The organism is Allobosea sp. LjRoot237 (assembly GCF_964253285.1).
Taxonomy (GTDB): Bacteria; Pseudomonadota; Alphaproteobacteria; order Rhizobiales; family Beijerinckiaceae; genus Allobosea.
Genome location: NZ_CAXUQP020000001.1, coordinates 494,791 through 515,858 on the forward strand (window position 1 = coordinate 494,791; position 21,068 = coordinate 515,858).

Genomic DNA, 21,068 nt, shown 5'->3' on the forward strand with positions numbered 1-21,068 from the left:
CCGAGGGACGCGCATGCCAGCCGACACCACATCATCGACCGCCCGCCCGACCGTCCGGGAAGCTGTGCTGGACCTGCTGCGCCAGTTTCGGATCGACACGGTCTTCGGCAATCCGGGCTCGACCGAGCTGCCGATGTTCCGGGAGTATCCCGAGGACTTCCGCTATGTACTCGGCCTGCAGGAAGCGGTCGTGGTCGGCATGGCCGACGGATATGCCCAGGCGACGCGCAATGCAGCGCTGGTCAACCTGCACTCCGCCGCCGGCGTCGGCCATGCGATGGGCAATATCTTCACGGCGTTCAAGAACCAGACGCCGCTGCTGATCACCGCCGGCCAGCAGGCACGCTCGATCCTGCCCTTCGACCCGTTCCTCGCCTCGGTGCAAGCGACCGAGCTGCCCAAGCCCTATGTCAAATGGGCGATCGAGCCGGCACGCGGTGCCGACCTGCCGCTCGCTCTGGCGCGGGCCTATCACATCGCGATGCAGCCGCCGCGCGGCCCGGTCTTCATCTCGATCCCGGCCGATGACTGGGACCAGCCGAGCGAGTTCGTCGTGCCGCGCCGGGTCAGTCAGGCGCTGGCGCCAGCGCCGGACGCGCTCGCTGCGGTCGCCGAGCGCCTGAACGCCAGCAGGCGGCCGGCCTTCGTCGTGGGCGCCGGCGTCGCACGCGACCGGGCCGTCGACGATCTCGTCGCGCTGGCCGAGCGCCACCAGGCCTCGATCTATGTCGCGCCGATGAGCGCGCGCTGCGGCTTCCCGGAGCGCCACGCCCAGTTCTGCGGCTTCCTGCCGGCGATGCGCGAGCGGGTCGTCGAGCGCCTCGCCCCGCACGACTTCATCCTGGTGCTGGGCGCACCCGCCTTCACCTACCATGTCGAGGGCAATGGGCCGCATATCCCGGAGGGTGCCGGGCTCGCGCAGATCGTCGACGACCCGCAGCAGGCGGCCTGGGCGCCGGTCGGCGACAGCGTTGTCGCCAGCCTCGATCTCGCAGCACGGGCGCTGCTCGCCGCGAGCGCTCCCAGCCATGGGCGCGAGGCATCGCTGTCCCGCCCCGCTCCGCAGACACCTTCACCCGGCGTGTCGATGTCGGCTGCTTATGCTTTGCAGATCATCGACCGGGAACGCCATCCCGACGATGTCGTGGTCGAGGAGGCGCCGAGCACCCGCGCGACCATCCAGACCTATCTGCCGATGAGCGGCGCCGACAGCTTCTACACCATGGCGAGCGGTGGGCTCGGGCACAGCATGCCGGCGGCAGTCGGCATCGCGCTGGCGCGCCAGCGCATGAAGCAGCGGGGGCGGACGATCGCGCTGATCGGCGACGGCTCGAGCCTCTACTCGATCCAGGCGCTCTATAGCGCCGCGCAGCTCGACCTGCCGATCACCGTCCTGATCCTCAACAATCGCCGCTACGCAGCGCTGCAGGAGTTCGCGCCGGTCTTCGGCTACGCGCCGAACGACAAGCCGGCCGGAACCGAGCTGCCTGGCATCGACTTCGCGCAGCTGGCGGGTGGCCAGGGCGTGCCGGGCGAGCGGGTCGAGCGACCCGAGGATCTCGCTCCGCGCCTGCGCGCCGCCTTCGGAGCTTCGGGTCCGAACCTGATCGACATCGTGATTGCCTGATCTTGCGAGGACCGAGATGACCAACGCCAGCGACAGCGCCGACATCGTCAACCTCCTGATCGACGGCAAAGCGGGCGCGGCTACTGGAGGGCGCGTCTTCAAGCGGCGCAATCCGCTCGACGGCTCGGTCGCGAGCCGCGCCGCCGCAGCGACGGTTGACGACGCACGGGCGGCGGTCGACGCAGCCGCTCGCGCCTTCCCCGCCTGGTCCCAGACGCCGCCGTCCAAACGCCGTGAACTGCTGGTCAAGGGCGCGCATGCGCTGGAGGCGCGTGCCGCCGATTTTACGGCCGCGATGTCGGCCGAGACCGGGGCCTCTGCCATCTGGGCCGGTTTCAACGTCCATCTTGCCGCCGATATGCTGATCGAGGCCGCTGCGCTGACGACGCAGATCAGCGGCGAGGTCATCCCCTCCAATGTGCCGGGCAGCCTCGCTTTGGCAGTGCGCCAGCCGGCGGGCGTCGTGCTCGGCATGGCGCCGTGGAATGCGCCCGTGATCCTCGGCACGCGCGCCATCGCCGTGCCGCTCGCCTGTGGCAACACCGTCGTGCTGAAGGGCTCGGAGCTCTGCCCGCGCACGCATGGGCTGATCATCGCGGCGCTGCAGGAGGCGGGGTTGCCTGATGGCGTCGTCAACTTCGTCACCAATGCGCCTGAGGACGCTGCCGAGGTCGTCGCGGCGATGGTCGCGCATCCCGCTGTCAGGCGGGTCAATTTCACCGGCTCGACCCATGTCGGGCGGATCATCGCGAAGCTCTGCGCCGAGCATCTGAAGCCGGTGGTGCTGGAGCTCGGAGGCAAGGCCCCGGCCCTCGTCCTCGACGATGCCGATCTCGACGTGGCGGTCGCCGGCATCGCCTTCGGCGCCTTCGCCAATTCCGGCCAAATCTGCATGTCGACCGAACGCATCGTGGTCGACAACCGCATCGCCGACGACTTCGTCGCGCGGCTCGCCGCCAAGGCAACGAGCCTGCCGCTCGGCGATCCGCGCCAAGGGCCGGTGGTGCTCGGCTCGGTCGTCGACATGAAGGCGGTCGAGCGCTGCAACGGCCTGATCGACGATGCGCTGGCGAAGGGCGCGACGCTCGTCTGCGGCGGCAAGGCGGATACGACGCTGTTTCCGGCGACGCTGCTCGACCACGTCACGCCGGCGATGCGGATCTATGGCGAAGAGAGCTTCGGCCCGGTCAAGGCGATCGTCCGCGTCGATGGCGAGGAAGCCGCGATCGCCTGCGCCAACGACAACCCCTATGGGCTTTCGGCGGCCGTGTTCACGGGCGACACAGCGCGAGGCTGGCGCGTAGCCGGACGGATCGAAACCGGCATCTGCCATGTCAACGGCCCGACCGTGCACGACGAGGCGCAGATGCCGTTCGGCGGCGTCAAGAACAGTGGCTATGGCCGCTTCGGCGGGCGCGCCGGCATCGACGCCTTCACCGAACTGCGCTGGCTGACGCTGCAGACCGCGCCACGCCACTACCCGTTCTAGGTGCAAAGATGGGCGCGAGATCGGCGAGGCGCCGCGCTGAGATCGAGACGCTAAACTGTGCGGCGGAACAGCGCGTTGAGGGGTGCCGCGAGCTGCACCCCCCTACGCGCTGATGAAGATGGCAGAGCAAGCTGCCTGAGTTTCGAGCGTACGGAAAAAGTGCGCCGACAAAAAAAGGGGAAGGAAGTCGATGCAGGAACCCGTGCCGGGCGCACCAGCGAACGATCCGATTGCCTTCGGGGCGTCCGGGCGCGTGCTGCTGGCCGTCTCGAAGGTCCTGGCGATCACAGGAGGGCTGCTGTTCGTCGGCCTCGTCGGCATGTCGATCGTCTCGATCGTCGGCCGCAAGCTCCTGTCTGCGCCCGTTCCCGGCGATATCGAGCTCCTGCAGATGATCGCGGCCGCCGCGTCCGCTGCCTTCTTCGCCTATTGCCACCTCAACCATGGTGACGTGAAAGTCGACTTCTTCACGGCCGCGGCCCCGCCCTGGGTCAATCACGCGCTCGACGCCTTCGGCTCGCTTCTGGTCGGGCTCGTCGGCGCCGTGCTGACCTGGCGCGTCTATGTCGGGGCGATCGGCACCCAGGAATCGGGCGAGACCTCCGCGATCCTCGATATACCCGTCTGGTGGGCGCAGATCGCGATGGTGCCGGGCTTTGCGATGCTGGCACTGGCGGGCTTCTACATGGCGACGCGCCATGCCCAGGAAGCCGCGCATCGCGAGGGCCCCCGTCGATGAGCGGGATCTCGGTCGGCTTCACGATCTTTGCAGGCCTCCTCACGCTGATGGCGTTCCGGGTGCCGATCGGCATCGCGATGTTCGTCGCGGGCTCGAGTGGCTATGTCTACCTGATGGGCGGCAACTGGGCGCCCTGGCTCAACATCCTGAAATCCATCCCTTACGCCCGTCTCTCGAATTATGACCTGACGGTCATCCCGCTGTTCCTGCTGATGGGGCAGTTCGCCACCCATGGCGGCCTCTCGGCCAGCCTCTTCAAGTGCGTGAACGCCTTCATCGGCCATCGTCGCGGCGGTGTCGCCATGGCGGCGATCGGCGCCTGTGCCGGCTTCGGCGCGATCTGCGGCTCCTCGCTCGCGACCGCGGCGACGATGGGCCAGGTCGCCCTGCCGGAGCTGCGCCGCTACCGCTATTCGGGGAGCCTCGCCACCGGCGCGCTCGCGGCCGGCGGCACGCTCGGCATCATGATCCCGCCTTCGGTACCCCTCGTGATCTACGCGATCCTGACCCAGGAATCGATCGGCAAGCTGTTCATGGCCGCCGTCCTGCCCGGGCTGATCGCGATGTTCGGCTACATGTTCGTGGTGCAGCTGGTCGTGCGCCGCAACCCGGAAGCGGGGCCGGCGGGCCCGCGCGTGCCCTGGCCGGAGCGGCTCAAGGTCTTCGCTGGCGTGCTTCCGGTGATCCTCGTCTTCGTGATCGTCATCGTCGGCATCTATGGCGGCTGGGCCACGCCGACCGAGGCGGCCGCGATCGGGGCTGCGGCCTGCGGCGCGATTGCGGTGGTCAGCGGCGGCATGCGGCTGCGCGGCCTGATCGACAGCGCGCTCGGCACCGCGCAGGCGACGGCGATGATCCTGCTGGTGCTGCTCGGCGCCGACATGCTGAACACGGCGCTGGCGCTGTCGCAGATGCCGGCCGAGCTCGCGAACTGGGTCAAGGAGAGCGGCCTCGCCCCGCTCTTCGTGCTGGCGATGATCCTCGTGATCTACATCCTGCTCGGCTGCGTCATGGATTCGCTGGCGATGATCCTGCTGACGATCCCGATCTTCTATCCGATGATCATCGGGCTCGATTTCTACGGCATGTCGGTCGAGGACAAGTCGATCTGGTTCGGCATTCTCGCCCTGATGGTGGTCGAGATCGGCCTGGTGCATCCGCCGGTCGGGATGAACGTCTACATCATCAACCGCCTGGCCAAGGACGTGCCGCTGGTCGAGACCTTCAAGGGCGTGATGCCCTTCCTCGCCTCCGACCTCGTCCGCATCGTCGTCCTCGTCGCCTTCCCCTCGATCTCGCTCGTCCTGGTCAAGGCGTTCGGGGCGCTGTGAGGCAGTTCACCAAGAAGCAGACAACAACCACACAGGGAGGTGCAGCATGAGCAAGCAACGGACATCCATCCTCAACCGATTCCGCAGCGGCCTGTTGGCTGTCGGCGGCCTGGCAGGCCTGATGGTGGCGACACCGGCCTCGGCGCAGCAGGTCATCATCCGGGTCCATCATTTCCTGCCCTCGACCTCGAGCGCGCAGGTCAAGCTGATCCAGCCCTGGTGCGACAAGATCGCCAAGGAATCGGGCGACAAGCTCAAATGCCAGATCTATCCGGCGATGCAGCTCGGCGGCACGCCGGCTCAGCTCTTCGACCAGGTGCGCGACGGCGTCGTCGATGCGATCTGGACCGTGCCGACCTATGCGGCGGGCCGGTTCGCCAAGTCCGAGGTCTTCGAACTGCCCTGGATGGTGGTGACGGCCAAGGCCGGCAGCCACGCCTTCTGGGATTATGTCGAGAAGAATGCGCAGGACGAGTTCAAGGGCGTGAAGCGCATCTTCATGCATGTGCATGACGGCGCGCTCTTCCACTTCACCAGCAAGCAGCCGAAGACGCTCGTCGACATGAAGGGCCTGAAGATCCGGGCGGCGACGCGTGCCAATTCGCGCATGCTCGCAGCGCTGGGCGCGACCCCGGTGCAGATGCCGCTGCCGGCCGTGCCGGAATCGCTCGCCAAGGGCGTCGTCGACGGCGCGGCCGTGCCGTGGGAGGGCTCGCCGTCGATCAAGCTGGCCGAGATCGCCAAATACCATCTCAACGTGCCGGCGGGAGCGCCGCGCATCTCGAACACGATCTTCCTGTTTGGGATGAACCAGGCGAAATACGACAGCCTGCCGGCCGATCTGAAGAAGGTGATCGACGCCAATAGCGGCCCGGAGACCTCGGCCTGGGCGGGCGAGATCGGCTTCGATGCGGTGGTCGAACCCTTCAAGAAGCAGGCGGCCGATCTTGGCGGCGTCTTCTATGATTTGCCGCAGGACGAGTACAAGCGCTGGGTCGAGGCGACCGCCTCCGTCGAGGAGGACTGGATCAAGGAGGTCGGCGCGAAGGGCGCTGACGGCAAGAAGCTGATCGCGGATGCGCGTGCGCTGATCCAGCAATACGCCAAGTAAGCAGAGACAGGGGCTTCGCCGGACGGTGCTTGACCGCGCCGGCGAAGCTTCACTCACAGATGGTGCAATCAGTGCGATAGTTGGCTTTTCCGAATCCGGGCGAGCTGTTAGCGTCGCCGAAACAGGCTTTCGGGACGTGATCACGCTGTGACAGCAAAGGCCCCAGGCGGTTCTGTCGCCGCGCTCGGCGCCATCGTTGCAGGTGCCTTGATCCTGCAGGTCGCCGGGACGATCGTGAACACGGTCGTGCCGCTGCAGATGGCGATCGCAGGCCAGCCGCCGCTCTTGATCGGCCTTGTCGCTTCCGCCTATTCGCTCGGCTTCCTGATCGGCTGCTTCGTCAATCCCTCGCTCGTGCGCCGGGTCGGCCATATCCGCGGCTTTGCGGTGTTCGCCGCGCTTCAGGCGGCCTCGACGCTGAGTTTTCCATTATTGCCGGAAGCATGGTGGGGTCTGGCACGGCTGGTCATGGGCCTGGCGGCGGCCGGTCACGGCATCTGCATCGAGAGCTGGATCAGCGGGCAGGCCAACCGGGCCCAGCGTGGCCGGATCTTCGGCATCTACCAGATCCTCAACCGCGTCGCGCTGATCGGTTCGCAGATCGGCGTGGGCTATGTCGCGATCCAGTCGCAGGACATCTTCCTCTTCGCCAGCATGGCCTTCTCCCTGGCGCTGATCCCGGTTGCGCTGACGCGTGCGCGGGGACCGGAGTCGAGCGAGATCGTCTCGGTCGGGCTGCGGACACTATGGTCGCAAGCACCGGCCGCAGTGGTTGGCTGCCTCTATGTCGGGCTGGTGGGCGGTCCGCTGACGAGCGTGACTCCCGCTTACGGCATCCTGTCCGGGCTCGACCAGCGCGCCACCATCCTGCTCACGGCGGGTATCCAGATTGGCGCGCTCCTGCTGCAATGGCCGATGAGCCTGCTCGCGGACCGCGTCGCCAGCCGCCTGATCATGCTCGTCGCGACCAGCATCGTCGCGGTTACCGCAGCCGGCCTCGCGATGCTCCTGCAGGCCGATCCGGCCCATGGCCGGTTCTGGCTCTTCGGCCTGTTCGCGCTGATCGGCGGCTGCGGCATCCCGCTCTATACGGTCGCGGTCACGCACGCCTATTTCCGCATGGGGCGCGACCATGCCGTCGGGCTCTCGGCGCAGCTCTTGTTCCTCTGGGGCACAGGGTCCGCCATCGGGCCGCTGGCCGCGACCCTGCTGATGCAGTTCATGGGCCCGCAAGGCATGCTGGTCTATCTCACCGGGCTGTCAGTGGCCGTCGCGATCTATATCGCGCTGCGGATCTCGCGAAACCCATCGCCACCGATGGTCGATGGCGAGCGGGGCACGACCGGGCCGACGATCCCGGACATCGAGATGACCAAGCGCTAGCAGGGCAGTGGCTCTAAGCCATCGCCAGTTCCGGCTGTCGCTTGGGGAATGGCCGGAAGGTCAGCAGGATCAGCATCGCCCCCAGACCCATGACCCAGGAGCCGACATACATCGGCGCATAGGTGCCGAAGCGGTCGTAGATCAAGCCGCCGAGCAGCGGGCCGGTCGACATGCCCAGGCTGCCGGCCATCGCCGTGCCGCCGATGATCGTGCCCATCATCTTCAGCGGGAAATTCTCGCGGATGATCACGGCATAGAGCGGCATCGTGCCGGCGTAGATGAAGCCGACCAGCACCGCCACGGCATAGAAGCCGCCGAGCTGGTCGACGAAGGCGTAGGCGAGCACGCCGAAGGCCTGCGTCAGCAACCCGATCACGAGAATGCGCTGCGCGCCGAACCGATCGCCGGCCAAACCGAAGCCGATGCGGCCGAACATGCCGGCCAGCCCCTCGACGCTGTAGATCGACACGGCCGCAAGCATTGGGATGCCGCAGGTCACGGCATAGCTCACCGTGTGGAAGATCGGGCCGGAATGAGTCGCGCAGCAGAAGAAGTTCGCCAGCATCAGCGTGATGAACTGCGGCGAGCGCACCGCCTGGCCGACGCTCATCCCCGCTTGCGGCTCATCGGCAATCGCCTCGCCCTGCGCTGCAGCCTCCAGGGCTGGCGGCCGGCGCACGAGGAGCGCCGCGGGAATCATCAGCACGGCCGCGATGCCGGCGATGATCTGCATGGCGGTACGCCAGTCATGGCCGGTGACGAGCCAGGCCGCGAGCGGCGCCATCGTCATCGGCGCCATGCCCATGCCGGCCGAGACGAGCGAGACGGCGAGGCCGCGCTGCGTGTCGAACCAGCCGGTGACGCAGGCCATCATCGGCGCGAAGACGGCGGCGGTCGCAGCACCGACCAGAAGGCCGAAGAGGAGCTGGAATTCGATCAGCGAGTCGGCGCGGCTGGCGAGCGCCAGGCTGGCGGCGAGCACGACCGATCCGGTCAGCACCACCGGGCGCGGCCCGTAGCGGTCGGAGAGGCCGCCCCAGACCATGCTGGCCGCCGCCATGGCGAGGAAGCCGAACGTCATCGCCGTCGAGATGCCGGTGACGGACCAGCCGGTATCCTGCGACATCGGCCGCAGGAAGACGGGTAGCGAGAACATGGCACCGATCGCAACGCAGCCTAAAAGGCCGCCTGCTGCGACGATCACCCAGCGATAGGACTGATTCATGGGATTCTCCGGGGCGCTCCGTGCACCGCCCGAGCTGTCTTGAGACACCGCGCGCGGCCGATACCCCAAGGACGCAGCGGCATCGGCGATGCCGACATGCCGCTGCGGATTTTTTTCGCGTGGTGCGGATCAGCCCTGCGGCGGCTTCCAGTCGCCGGACGGGATGGTGTTGACCATCCACGGGATGCCGAACTTGTCGACCAGCGAGCCGAAGCCGGGCGACCAGAAGGTCTCGCTGAACGGCATCACCGCCTTGCCGCCTTCGGCGAGCTGATCGAACCAGCGCTGGCCCTGCGCCTTGTCGTTGGTATGCAGCGTGACGTCGAAGCCGTTCTTGGGCTTGTCGATGTTGGGGGCCCAGGCGATGTCCATGTCGGCGCCCATCAGTGCCTGGTCGCCGACCTCAAGCCAGCAATGCATCAGCCAGCTCTTGTACGTGTCGTCGGCCGGCATGCCCATGCCGGGCGGCGCATCTCCGTAAGGCATGGCCGCCGTGATCTTCCCGCCGAGGACCTTGGCATAGAATTCGAACGCCTCGCGGCACTGGCCGCGGAAGCTCAAGCTGGTCACGATCTTCATGGTCGTCTCCTTTTCCCTAGAGAGGCTTCGATAGGCTCGGGCAAGATAGTCACCGGGCCCCCAGAAGCGGTCAGCATCCTTCCATGAGAGTTGATATCAACGTATCTGGCCCGCCGGTGTCAACTTTCAGGGGCATGGAAGGTTCGGGGTGTCGTGATCGCGTGCCCGGCAAATAATCATAGCTGCACGATGGCAGGGCAGCCACCGCCGACAGTTCGCCAAGCCGACCTATATCGCCTACGGGCTGGTCTCGGTGGCTATCACTGGAACAACTTCCTCTGGCCGCTTTTGGTGACCGGTTCGGTGAATTCGTGGCCGCTGACGGTCGGCCTCCGGGTGCTTTCGTTGAGCGACCAGGGTATCGACTGGGCGGTGATCTGCGCCGCGACGCTGATGACCTCGGCGCTGCTGCTGGTCGGCTTCCTGCTGTTCCAGCGCCAGTTCGTGCAGAGCTTCATGCGTGCGGGAATCGAATGACGACATGGCGGTTCGGATGAAACTGATCACCTGGAACATCCAATGGGCCCGCGGCATGGACGATCGCGTCGACCCGGCGCGCGTCGTCGCTCATGCCCGGCAGATGGCGGATTTCGACGTGCTCTGCCTGCAGGAGGTCGCGGACAATTTCCCCGAGCTCGACTTCAACGACGAGGCCAACCAGTTCGCCCGTTTTGCCGAACTGCTGCCGGGCTTCACCGCGATCGAGGGCATCGGCGTCGATGTCGACGACGGCAAGGGCGGCCGCCAGCGCTTCGGCAACCTCCTGCTGACGCGCTATCCCGTCGCGCAGGCGCTGCGCCATCTCCTGCCCTGGGAGGCGGCCGAGACCCGCAACATGCCGCGCATGCTGATCGAGGCGATGGCGCTGACGCCGCTCGGCCCGGTCAGGCTGATGACGACGCATCTCGAATACTCGTCCTCGAAGCTGCGCGCCGCGCAGGCCGAGGGCATCCGCGAGGCCCACCGCATGGCGCTCGCCCGCCACGCCAAGCCGCGCTCGGCCGGGCCGCACACCTACCGGATGACGCCGAGCTCGGCGAGCGCGGTGCTGACCGGCGACTTCAACATGCGGCCGGATGATCCGGTGCTGGCGCGGCTGCTGGCGCCGTTTGACGGTGGCGAGCCGCCGCTGGTCGATCTCTGGGCCTCGGTGATGGGCGAGGTGCCGCATCCGCCGACCGCCAACCTGTTCGACCAGACCCATGGCCAGCCGGGTTGCCTCGACTATGTGCTGGCGACGCCCGATCTCGCGGCGCGAGCCCGCGCCATCATCTGCGATGTCGAGACCAAGGTCTCCGACCACCAGCCGATCCTCGTCGAGTTCGATCTCGGCTGATTGCCGCGCCACCTTTGCCGGCTGGACCACGAGTTGCGCGCAGCGATCCTAGATCTCCTGCGCGTCCAGCCTGCGGTAGAGCGGCAGGACGAGCGGCGCGATGCGGCGGATCAAGCCCTGGAAAGGCTGCGCCCTCGGCGCCGAGAGCGGCAGGCCCAGCGTCTCCAGCGCCGCGCCCTGCGTCGCCTTCGCCAGCTCGCGGCCGAGCGAGATCGACAATGCGACGGCGCGCCCGTTGCAGCCGACCCAGGCGAAGCCGTTCGGCCCGAGCTGGTGGATGCGCGGGTAGCCCGGCACCTGCGGCTGCAGCAGATTGTCGGGCGTCATCCCGACATAGCCGGACCAGACATAGTCGAACTCGACCTCGCCGAGCTGCGGCCAGAGACGTTTCAGCCGCGCTGCGACCGCCGGGCGAAGGTTGGCGCCGCCCGCTCCGGGCAGGACCGCAGCGCCGCCGGTCACCAGGCGGTTGCGGGCGTCCCAGCGGGCGAAATAGAGTTCGCGATGCGTGTCCGACATCGCCTGCCGGCCGGGGATGACGGTCTTGGCGATATTGTCGCTGACCGGCTTGGTCGCCATCTGCCAGGACAGGACTGGGATGACCTCGTTGGCGATGTCCGGAGCGAGATCGCGCGCGAACTCGCCGGTATAGGCGTTGGTCGCCAGGACGAGCGCGCGCGCCGTCACTGATCCGCGGGCCGTCGTTACCACCCAGCGGCCGTTCCGATGCGTCATGCTCACGGCGGGTGAGCGCGCATGGATGGTTGCGCCAAGCCTGAGTGCGACCTCGGCGAGGCCGCGGGTCAAGGCGAGCGGGTTGATGTGACCGCCGGTGCGGTTCCAGAAGCCGCCGAACCAGGCATCCGAGCCGAGCATCTCGGCGGCCGCAGCACGATCGAGCAGTTCGACCGGCGCGCCGATCGCCGACCATTCCCTGACGCGCTTCTCGGCGAGCTTGAAGCGCCCCGGCGAATGCACGGGCTGGACCCAGCCTGCCTGCTCGGCTTCGGCCGGGATCTCGTATTTGCGCACGAGGTCGAAGAGATATTGCGCGCTGTCGCGCAGCACCGCGTTGAAGCGCTCGCCGGCCTCGCCATGCCGGGCAACCATCGCGGAAGGATCATGGCCGGCCAATGTCGGGATGACCTGGCCGTTATTGCGCCCGGAAGCGCCCCAGCCTGGTTCGGCCGCTTCCAGGATGGTGACGCCGACCCCACTCTCGCGCAGATGGATCGCGGTCGAGAGACCAGTGAAGCCGGCGCCGATCACCACGACATCGCTCTCGACTGCGCCTTCGAGCGTCCCGAGCACAGGGCCGGGCTGGGCCGTCGCGGCCCAGAGTGACGGCGGCCAGGCGACGGAAGAGGGGGCAGTCATCAGTGGCGTCTTTCGGCAGGGATTGGGCGAGCGAGGACCCGCGTCGCGGGCTTACCCCGTATCCTTGCCGCCATGGCCATCGGCCTGCAAGTACGCTGTTCCCGGCGCTTCACCTGCCGGAGAACAATTTACTACTTTTTGCGCCTGAAACGAATGAATTATACCAAATTTTGCCTTTGTTTCTCGGGTTCTTGAAAATACTATTCTCCCGACGCTATGTCTCCCACGCAGCGGGGGCCGCTGGAATCGTCATCCCTGAGCGGTTGCGCCCTAACCTGCGTTCGGATGAACTCTCCTTCCGTTGGGTTCTGATCATAAGGGGGCGTCATGCCGCTGAAGCACATTCTCGGTCTCGACCATGTCGTGGTGACGGTTCGCGATCTCGACGCGTCGGCTGGGCAATGGCAGCGCCTCGGTTTCACCGTTTCGCCCCGTGGAACGCATTCGCCCATTCTCGGCAGCGGCAACTACACGATCATGTTCGGCGATGACTATCTCGAGCTGCTCGGCATCCTGGCCGAGACCGAGCACAACAAGCCGACCCGCGACTTTCTTCGGGAACGCGAGGGCATCGAGCGGGCCGCCTTCACCACGGACGATGCCGCCGCCGGCGCCGCCGAACTGAAGAGCCGCGGCCTCGAGCCGCTCGGCCCCGTCCATTTCGGCCGTCCGGTCGACCTGCCCAATGGCGGCAACGGCGAGGCAAGGTTCAACGTCTTCCGCTGGCCGCTCGACGAGAATCCCGGCAGCCTGCGCATCTTCGCCTGCCAGCATTTGACCCGCGAGACGGTCTGGATTCCCGAGCTGCAGAGCCATGCCAACGGCGCGAGCCGGATCATCCGCGTTGAGGTGCTGGCGGCCGATCCCAAGGCCGCGGCCGAGCATCTGAGCCGGCTGATCGACGAGCCGGTGAAGCAGCAGGACGACGCCTGGCTGGTGCCGTCGGGCGGCAAGCGCGCCGATTTCCTGTTCTATGACGCCAACGGCCTCGCCCGGCGCTACCCGGATACGGTGCGGGTCGGTACGGCCCCTGCCGGTGCGGTGGCGATCGTGCTGGCGAGCGATGATCTCGATCGCGCTGCCAAGGCGCTTGGCCCTGTCGGGGTCGGGCACGATGGCGCTGTCAGCGTGCCGGCCGCCTCCGCCAATGGCGTGATCGTGAGCTTCCTGCCGCAATAGGACGACCCTGCCTTTTTCAAGAACGGCTTCGTCGAATTGACGGGGCCTTGTGACGACCGCATCGTGCCGAGCGTGCACGCCGGCCCAGGAGATCATCAATGGATATGACCCGCCGCGCCGCGCTGATGACCAGCGCCGCCATCGCCTCCAACGTGCTGTTCCCGATGCGCTCCTTCGGCCAGGAAACGCCACGCAAGGGCGGTGTCTTCACCGTCCATTACGGCGCCGAGCAGCGCCAGCTGAACCCGAGCCTTCAAGCCTCGACCGGCGTCTACATCATCGGCGGCAAGGTCCAGGAGCAGCTGGTCGACCTCGACGCCAAGGGCCAGCCCGTTGGCGTGCTCGCCGAGAGCTGGGAAGCCGCGCCCGACGGCAAGACCATCACCTTCAAGCTTCGCCCCGGCGTGACCTGGCATGACGGCAAGCCCTTCACCTCCGCCGACGTGCAGTACACGGCGATGGAGATGTGGAAGAAGATCCTGAACTACGGCACCACACTGCAGCTCTTCCTCACCGCGGTCGACACGCCCGACCCGCTGACGGCGGTGTTCCGTTATGAGCGTCCGATGCCGCTCAACCTCTTGCTGCGGGCGCTGCCCGATCTCGGCTATGTCTCGCCGCGCCATCTCTACGAAGGCAAGGGCGACATCCGCCAGAACCCGGTCAATCTGGCGCCGGTCGGCACCGGTCCGTTCAAGTTCGTGCAGTACGAGCGCGGCCAGCACATCATCGCCGACCGCAACCCGAACTACTGGCGGACCAACGCGCCCTATCTCGACCGGATCGTCTGGCGCGTGGTGACCGACCGCGCCGCGGCCGCCGCCCAGATGGAAGCCGGGCAGATCCATTACAGCCCGTTCTCCGGCCTGACGATCTCGGACTCGGCCCGGCTCGGCAAGGACCCGCGCTTCATCGTCTCGACCAAGGGCAATGAGGGCAACGCCCGCACCAACACGGTCGAATTCAATTTCCGCCGCAAGGAGCTCGCCGACATCCGCGTCAGGCGCGCGATCGCGCATGCGCTCGACATTCCCTTCTTCATCGAGAACTTCCTCGGCGACTTCGCCAAGCGCGGCACCGGGCCGATCCCCTCGGTCTCGACCGACTTCTATCCGGCCGACAACGGCCCGCAGTACCCGTTCGACAAGAAGCTGGCCGCCAAGCTGCTCGACGAGGCCGGCTTCAAGCCTGGCGCCGGCGGGACGCGCTTTGCGCTGCGGCTGCTGCCGGCGCCCTGGGGCGAGGACATCACGCTCTTTGCCACCTTCATCCAGCAGTCGCTCGCCGATGTCGGCATCAAGGTCGACATCGTCCGCAACGATGGCGGCGGCTATCTGAAGCAGGTCTATGACGACCACGCCTTCGATCTCGCCACCGGCTGGCACCAGTACCGCAACGATCCGGCCGTCTCGACCACAGTGTGGTACCGGTCCGGCCAGCCGAAGGGCGCGCCCTGGACCAATCAATGGGACTGGACCGACCCGACCATCGACAAGCTGATCGACGATGCGGCGACCGAGATCGACCCGGCCAAGCGCAAGGCGCTCTATGGCGACTTCGTGCGGCGCGCCAACACCGAGCTGCCGATCTGGACGCCGATCGAACAGATCTTCCTGACTGCGATCAGCGCCAAAGCCCGCAACCACTCCAACACGCCGCGCTGGGGCTCCGCCTCCTGGCACGATCTTTGGTTGGCGGAGTGACGCTTCCCCACTCCGACCAAGGCGATATCTTGCAAGGTTTCTCGACAGCGATGGCAGACTCAAGCACTCCCCCCGCTTGCGGTGGGGAGGGTTGGGTGGGAGGCAGCCCCGCTCGGCGCGCCGTTGAAGGACGGTCGAGCCCTGCTGTCCGGCCCCCCATCCCTAACCCTTCCCCACCGCAAGCGGGGGGAAGGGAATGGCGGCTGTCCCATGCCGGCCGCGTCCATTCGGCGACCGGGTCGCGTAAAATTATGATCACTTTGTTCCCATGCGTGTCCTAGTTCTCGCGGGGCGGCGTCTCGCCGCCTCGATCCCGACTTTGATCCTGATCCTGATCGGGGTCTTCCTTTTGCTGCAGCTCGCGCCCGGCGACACCGTCGATGCGATGATGGCGCAGATGGGCGGCGGCGACGCGGCAACCGCCAAGCAGTTGCGCGAATTCTACGGGCTCGACCTCTCGGTCTGGGCCCAGCTCGGCAATTATCTCTGGCGGCTGGTCAGGCTCGATCTCGGCTTCTCCGCGATCTACGGCAAGCCGGTGGCGACTGTGATCGCCGAGCGGCTGCCGGCGACCATCCTGCTGATGACCGCCTCGCTCTCCTTCGCCTTCTTCTTCGGGCTGATCCTCGGCGTCGTTGCGGCGCGCGGCGTCAACACATGGCCGGACACGCTGATCTCCACCCTCGGCCTGATGTTCTACGCGATGCCGACCTTCTGGTTCGGGCTGATGGCGATCGTCGTCTTCTCGATCTATCTGCAATGGCTGCCGGCCGGGGGCTTCGAGGACATCACGGTCAGCTACACCGGCCTGCGGCGCACGCTCGACATCGCCCTGCACCTCGTCCTGCCGACGCTGACGCTCGGCCTGTTCTACATGGCGATTTATCTGCGCATCATGCGCGGCTCGATGCTCGAGGTGCTCAACCTCGATTTCGTCCGCACCGCGCGCTCGAAGGGCATGGACGAGACGCGGGTCGTGGTGCGGCATGTGCTGCGCAACGCGCTCCTGCCGATGGTGACGCTGATCGGCCTGCAGGCCGGCACCATGCTCGGCGGCTCGGTCGTGGTCGAAAGCGTGTTCTCGCTGCCCGGGCTCGGCCGGCTCGCCTATGAATCGGTGATCCAGCGCGACCTCAACACGCTGCTCGGCATCGTCTTCGTCTCGGCGCTCTTGGTGATCGCGGTCAATTTCATCGTCGACCTGCTCTATGCCCGGCTCGACCCGCGCATCACGGCGGGGAGCTGAGCCATGGACCTGGTGAAGCTCTATTTTCGCAGTCCGGCCGCCGTCATCGGGCTCTTGCTGCTTATCCTCGTGCTCGCCATGGCCGCGAGCGCCGACTGGTTCTACCCGCGCGATCCGCTGGCGCTCGCCGGGCGGCCGCTGATCTGGCCGTTCAGCAATCCGCGCTTTCTGCTCGGTACCGACAATTCCGGCCGCGACATCGCCGCCCAGATCTTCCACGGCGCCCGTATCTCGCTGCTGATCGGCGGCGTGGCGACGGTGATCTCGGTCATGATCGGCATCACGATCGGCGCCTTCGCCGGCTATTACGGCGCTTACGTCGATACCGCGCTGATGCGCGTCACCGAGGCGTTCCAGACCCTGCCGAACTTCCTCCTGCTCTTGGTGCTGGTCGCGGTCTTCGGCTCGACCATCACCACCGTGACGGTCGCGATCGGCATCGTCTCATGGCCGGCTTCGGCCCGGCTGACGCGGGCCGAATTCCTGTCGCTACGCAATCGCGAATTCGTGCAGGCGGGCCGAACGCTCGGCCTCAAGGACGCCAGGCTGATCTTCGGCGAGATCCTGCCGAACGCGCTGCCGCCGGTGATCGTCTATGCCAGCGTCGTGATGGCGATCGCGATCCTGCTCGAAAGCGCGCTCGCCTTCCTCAAGCTCTCCGACCCGAACGTCGCCTCCTGGGGCAATCTGATCGGCGCCGGCCGTGACGTGCTGCGCGTGCAATGGTATGTTTCGGCCATTCCCGGCATTGCCATCCTGGTCACCGTGCTCGCCGTTTCGCTGGTCGGGCAGGGGCTCAACGACGCCCTCAATCCGAGGCTGAAGAGCCGATGAGCCCGATCCTTGTCCTTGACAATGTCAGCGTGAAGCTGCCGGCCGGCGGCGATCGCTCGCATGCGATGGCAAAGGTCTCGCTCGCGCTGGCGGCGAACGAGATCCTCTGCGTCGTCGGCGAGTCCGGCTCCGGCAAATCGATGACGGCCAACGCGATCATGCGGCTCCTTCCGGGCGGCGTCACGATCGATGGCGGCCGCATCCTGTTCGAGGGGCGCGATCTCTGTGGGCTCAGCGAAGCCGAGATGCGCAAGGTGCGTGGCGCCGGCATCGCCATGATCTTCCAGGAGCCGATGACGGCGCTCAACCCGCTGCGCAGCATCGGCGACCAGATCGGCGAGATGTTCGAGTTGCACACGGAGCTGTCGGCGGCCGAAATCAAGGCCCGCACGCTCGCGCTGCTCGACGAGGTGCGCATTCCTGATCCCACGCTCGCCTTCAAGGCCTATCCGCACGAGCTCTCGGGCGGCCAGCGCCAGCGTGCCATGATCGCGATGGCGCTGGCGCTCGATCCGAAGGTGCTGATCGCCGACGAGCCGACGACGGCGCTCGATGTGACCACGCAGGCGCAGATCCTGAAGCTCATCCGCGACCTGCAGCGCCGCAAGGGCACGGCCGTTCTGTTCATCACCCATGATTTCGGCGTGGTCGCAGAGATCGCCGACCGGGTCGCGGTGATGAGCAAGGGCCATGTCGTCGAGCAAGGGGCGACGCAGGCCGTGCTCGGCAACCCGCAGCACGCCTATACCAGGCAGCTGATTGCCGCGGTGCCGCCGCTCAAGGCGCCGCCGCCGCGGGTGCTCTCCGGCGAATCGATCATGACGATCGGCCATGTCTCGAAGACCTATCGCACCGGCGGTTTCCTCGGGCGTGGCCAGCGCGTCACCCACGCGGTCAAGGATGTCTCGCTGGTGCTGCCCAAGGGCGCCACGCTCGGCATCGTCGGAGAATCCGGCTCGGGCAAGTCGACCCTGGCGCGCTGCCTGGTGCGGCTGATCGATCCCGAGAGCGGCGAGATCCGCCTCAACGGCATCGATCTCGCCAGCCTGAGCCGCGAGGAGATGCGTTCGGCGACGCGCGATATCCAGATGGTGTTCCAGGACCCGTTCGCCTCGCTGAATCCGCGCCGCAAGGCCGGCGAGGCGGTGGCGCAGGGGCTGATCGTTCATGGCATGGCGCGGCCTCAGGCCATGGTCCGTGCCAAGGAGCTGTTCGGGCTGGTCGGGCTCGATCCGGCATCGACCGAACGCTATCCGCACGAGTTTTCGGGCGGCCAGCGCCAGCGCATCGGGCTTGCCCGGGCGCTGGCGCTGGAGCCGGAGGTGCTGGTCGCCGACGAGCCGGTCTCGGCGCTCGATGTGTCCGTGCAGGCGCAGGTGCTGAAGCTGCTGGCGGAGCTGCGCCAGCGCCTCGGCCTGTCGATCGTCTTCATCACCCATGACCTGCGCGTCGCGGCGCAGGTCTGTGACCTGGTGGCAGTGATGAAGAGCGGCGAGGTGGTGGAGAGCGGCCCGATCGGCACGGTCTTCGGCCAGCCGCAGCACCCCTATACAAAGGCGCTGCTCGCCTCGATTCCAGGCCGCGAGTTCGGTGAAGGGCAGAGGTTCGCCGAAGAGGCGATGACCTAAGTCAGGACCGCCGCCATCGATCTTGGCCTTCGCGGCGTAGCGCCCTCTATTTTCGATGCTCCCGCGACAGGGCGGTTTCGAGATGCCTGCTGTAGAGCGACATGCCGAAGCAGACTGCGAAGTAGAATACGGCGCCGGCGACATAGGCCTCCGTCGAGAAGCCGAGCCAGGCCGGGTCGGACAGGCTCGCCTTGAAGGTGCCCAAGAGGTCGAAGACGCCGATCACGAGCACCAGGCTGGTGTCCTTGAAGATCATGATGAAGGTGTTGACCTGCGCCGGGATGACGGCCTTCAGCGCCTGCGGGAGAATGACGAGGCGCAGCGCCTGCCGCCGCATCGCGGCTGCAGTTGGCCCGCCGCATCTGCCGGGTTTAGGAAAATCCAAATCACCACAGCAAGAATTCGTATTTTTACAGTGCTGACGCCGCCGGTAGACCAAAGCCGGGGTCGGGATTTCCCGCAGAGGAATTCCGCCGGATTCGGCAAGAGGCGAACAATGTCAGTTGAGCAGATCGACACGCTCGTCGTCGGCGGCGGCCAGGCGGGGGTCGCGATGAGCGAGCATCTCGGCCGGGCCGGCGTGCCTCATGTCGTCCTCGAGAGAAGCCGCATCGCCGAACGCTGGCGCTCCGAGCGCTGGGACTCGCTGGCCGCGAACGGGCCGGCCTGGCATGACCGCTTTCCCGGCCTCGAATTTTCCGATGTGGATGGTGAGGTTGGCCCCAACGACTTTCCGCCGAAGGAAACGGTTGCCGACTATTTCGTCGCCTATGCCAAGAAGATCGCGGCACCGATCCGCTGCGGCGTCGAAGTCCGGCATGTCGAGCGGCTTGCCGGCCGGCCGGGGTTCCGCGTCGAGACATCGGCAGGCCCGATGGAGGCCAACCGGATCGTGGTCGCGACCGGCCCGTTCCAGTGCCCGATCGTTCCGGCGGTGGTTCCGGCGGAAACCGGCGTGCTGCAGATGCATTCCACCGCGTACCGCAATCCCGGCCAGCTGCCCGAGGGCGCCGTGCTGGTGGTCGGATCGGGCTCGTCGGGGACGCAGATCGCCGAAGAATTGCTGGACTCAGGGCGGCGCGTCTACCTGTCCGTCGGCCCGCATGATCGTCCGCCGCGGGCCTATCGTGGCCGCGACTTCTGCTGGTGGCTGGGTGTCCTCGGCAAGTGGGACGCTGCTGCGCGGGAGCCGGGCACGGAGCATGTCACGATCGCGGTCAGCGGGGCGAATGGCGGCCACACGATCGATTTCCGGCGCCTGGCAGCACGGGGACTGCTCCTCGTCGGGCGGACGCAGGCTTGCGAGAACGGCGTGGTCAGCTTTGCCCCCGACCTCGTCGAGAATCTCCGGCGCGGCGACGCGAATCTTCACGCCTTGCTGGATGAGGCCGATGCCTACGTCGCCCGCAACGGCCTCGACCTGCCGGAAGAACCGGAGGCGCGCGCCATCGTCGCGGATTCCGATTGCGTGGCCAATCCCATCGCCTCGCTCGATCTGGTGCAGGCCGGGATCGGCACGATCATCTGGGCGACGGGTTTCACCGCCGACTACAGCTGGATGAAGGTCGACGCCTTCGACGCCAACGGCCGCCCACAGCACCAGCGCGGCGTCTCGTCCGAGCCCGGCATCTACTTCCTGGGCCTGCCCTGGCAGTCGCGGCGCGGTTCGACCTTCATCTGGGGCGTCTGGCACGACGCCAGATATCTGGCCGACCAGATCACGATCCAGCGCAGTTACGCAGCCTATCACGATGCCATGCGGCGCGAACTCCAGAGCGCATGACTGTCGAACAAGAACTCGAGTTCGGCGCGCGGCCCCCGGGGCCGTTCGCGTCGAGCATGGTCTGACCAAGGAGGCCGAGATGGCGCATACCCGCATCCGCAAGTTCAACACCAAGGACACCTATCCGGAGCAGAAGCTCGACAACGACCTGGCTCAGGCCGTCGTGACCCGGGGCGGCCGGATCGTCTGGCTGCGCGGCCAGTGCCCGCAGAACCTCGACGATGCCGTCAACCTCGACAGCCACGACCCGGTCGAGCAGACCCACAAGGTCATGCAGAACATCAAGCAGCTGATCGAGGAAGCCGGCGGCGAGATGGCGCATCTGGTCAAGGTCGTCGTCTACCTGACGGACGTCCGCCACCGCGAGGCCGTCTACCGCACCATGGGCGAATACCTCAAAGGCGTGCACCCGGTCTCGACCGGGCTCGTGGTGCAGGCGCTGGCCCGGCCGGAATGGCTGGTCGAGATCGACGGCACGGCCGTCATTCCGGATTGACC

18 protein-coding genes and 1 pseudogene are annotated in these 21,068 nt (G+C 66.9%); 15 read left to right on the top strand and 4 right to left on the bottom strand.

The window, feature by feature from the left end:
• Positions 1–13: 13 nt before the first annotated feature.
• From mdlC to ACSQ24_RS02330, 6 genes are all read left to right on the top strand, one after another.
• Complete coding sequence (mdlC, locus tag ACSQ24_RS02305; RefSeq protein ID WP_436093120.1) at positions 14–1,627, top strand: benzoylformate decarboxylase; 1,614 nt, start codon at positions 14–16, stop codon at positions 1,625–1,627.
• Between the two features lie 16 nt (positions 1,628–1,643).
• On the top strand, positions 1,644–3,116 hold the full coding sequence (locus tag ACSQ24_RS02310) for an aldehyde dehydrogenase (RefSeq protein ID WP_436093121.1): 1,473 nt from the start codon (positions 1,644–1,646) through the stop codon (positions 3,114–3,116).
• A gap of 190 nt (positions 3,117–3,306) precedes the next feature.
• A complete protein-coding gene (locus tag ACSQ24_RS02315; protein WP_436093122.1) occupies positions 3,307–3,855 on the top strand; it encodes a TRAP transporter small permease in 549 nt (182 codons plus the stop codon).
• Complete coding sequence (locus ACSQ24_RS02320) at positions 3,852–5,186, top strand: TRAP transporter large permease (RefSeq protein ID WP_436093123.1); 1,335 nt, start codon at positions 3,852–3,854, stop codon at positions 5,184–5,186. Before ACSQ24_RS02315 ends, ACSQ24_RS02320 begins: the two co-directional genes overlap by 4 nt.
• A gap of 46 nt (positions 5,187–5,232) precedes the next feature.
• Positions 5,233–6,297, top strand: coding sequence for a TRAP transporter substrate-binding protein (locus ACSQ24_RS02325; RefSeq protein ID WP_436093124.1), 1,065 nt, complete (start codon positions 5,233–5,235; stop codon positions 6,295–6,297).
• A 147-nt stretch (positions 6,298–6,444) separates the two neighbouring features.
• Positions 6,445–7,680: an MFS transporter gene (locus ACSQ24_RS02330; RefSeq protein ID WP_436093125.1), complete on the top strand. Its 1,236-nt coding sequence runs from the start codon at positions 6,445–6,447 to the stop codon at positions 7,678–7,680.
• 13 nt (positions 7,681–7,693) lie between these two features.
• On the opposite strand, the gene ACSQ24_RS02335 is transcribed toward ACSQ24_RS02330, so the two are convergent.
• Positions 7,694–8,905 (bottom strand): MFS transporter, encoded by a 1,212-nt coding sequence (locus ACSQ24_RS02335; protein WP_436093126.1) that lies wholly within the window; start codon positions 8,903–8,905, stop codon positions 7,694–7,696.
• A gap of 129 nt (positions 8,906–9,034) precedes the next feature.
• Complete coding sequence (locus ACSQ24_RS02340; protein WP_436093127.1) at positions 9,035–9,484, bottom strand: VOC family protein; 450 nt, start codon at positions 9,482–9,484, stop codon at positions 9,035–9,037.
• A 217-nt stretch (positions 9,485–9,701) separates the two neighbouring features.
• Between ACSQ24_RS02340 and ACSQ24_RS02345 the strand changes: the two are divergent.
• Positions 9,702–9,961 (top strand): annotated as a pseudogene (locus ACSQ24_RS02345) (carbohydrate ABC transporter permease); the annotation flags it as partial.
• Positions 9,962–9,977: 16 nt separating this feature from the next.
• A complete protein-coding gene (locus tag ACSQ24_RS02350; RefSeq protein ID WP_436093128.1) occupies positions 9,978–10,820 on the top strand; it encodes an endonuclease/exonuclease/phosphatase family protein in 843 nt (280 codons plus the stop codon).
• A 48-nt stretch (positions 10,821–10,868) separates the two neighbouring features.
• Here ACSQ24_RS02350 and ACSQ24_RS02355 read toward each other — a convergent pair whose 3' ends face one another.
• Entirely contained in the window at positions 10,869–12,197 is a 1,329-nt protein-coding gene (locus ACSQ24_RS02355; RefSeq protein WP_436093129.1) for an NAD(P)/FAD-dependent oxidoreductase, read from the bottom strand.
• Between the two features lie 327 nt (positions 12,198–12,524).
• Here ACSQ24_RS02355 and ACSQ24_RS02360 point away from each other — a divergent pair, with 327 nt between their 5' ends.
• The 5 genes from ACSQ24_RS02360 to ACSQ24_RS02380 all read left to right on the top strand — a co-directional run bounded on the left by ACSQ24_RS02360 (position 12,525) and on the right by ACSQ24_RS02380 (position 18,787).
• A complete protein-coding gene (locus ACSQ24_RS02360) occupies positions 12,525–13,376 on the top strand; it encodes a VOC family protein (protein WP_436093130.1) in 852 nt (283 codons plus the stop codon).
• A 98-nt stretch (positions 13,377–13,474) separates the two neighbouring features.
• Positions 13,475–15,079, top strand: coding sequence for an ABC transporter substrate-binding protein (locus ACSQ24_RS02365; protein ID WP_436093131.1), 1,605 nt, complete (start codon positions 13,475–13,477; stop codon positions 15,077–15,079).
• Between the two features lie 268 nt (positions 15,080–15,347).
• A complete protein-coding gene (locus tag ACSQ24_RS02370) occupies positions 15,348–16,325 on the top strand; it encodes an ABC transporter permease (RefSeq protein WP_436093132.1) in 978 nt (325 codons plus the stop codon).
• Positions 16,326–16,328: 3 nt separating this feature from the next.
• On the top strand, positions 16,329–17,159 hold the full coding sequence (locus ACSQ24_RS02375) for an ABC transporter permease (RefSeq protein WP_436093133.1): 831 nt from the start codon (positions 16,329–16,331) through the stop codon (positions 17,157–17,159).
• Entirely contained in the window at positions 17,156–18,787 is a 1,632-nt protein-coding gene (locus tag ACSQ24_RS02380) for an ABC transporter ATP-binding protein (protein ID WP_436093134.1), read from the top strand. Before ACSQ24_RS02375 ends, ACSQ24_RS02380 begins: the two co-directional genes overlap by 4 nt.
• Before the next feature lie 46 nt (positions 18,788–18,833).
• Here ACSQ24_RS02380 and ACSQ24_RS02385 read toward each other — a convergent pair whose 3' ends face one another.
• On the bottom strand, positions 18,834–19,124 hold the full coding sequence (locus tag ACSQ24_RS02385) for an ABC transporter permease subunit (RefSeq protein ID WP_436093135.1): 291 nt from the start codon (positions 19,122–19,124) through the stop codon (positions 18,834–18,836).
• Positions 19,125–19,283: 159 nt separating this feature from the next.
• Here ACSQ24_RS02385 and ACSQ24_RS02390 point away from each other — a divergent pair, with 159 nt between their 5' ends.
• Both ACSQ24_RS02390 and ACSQ24_RS02395 read left to right on the top strand, forming a co-directional pair.
• Positions 19,284–20,570: a flavin-containing monooxygenase gene (locus ACSQ24_RS02390; protein ID WP_436093136.1), complete on the top strand. Its 1,287-nt coding sequence runs from the start codon at positions 19,284–19,286 to the stop codon at positions 20,568–20,570.
• A gap of 79 nt (positions 20,571–20,649) precedes the next feature.
• Positions 20,650–21,066 carry a RidA family protein gene (locus ACSQ24_RS02395; protein WP_110490447.1) on the top strand — a complete coding sequence of 139 codons (417 nt, stop codon included), beginning with the start codon at positions 20,650–20,652 and terminating at the stop codon, positions 21,064–21,066.
• The last annotated feature ends 2 nt before the right edge of the window (positions 21,067–21,068 follow it).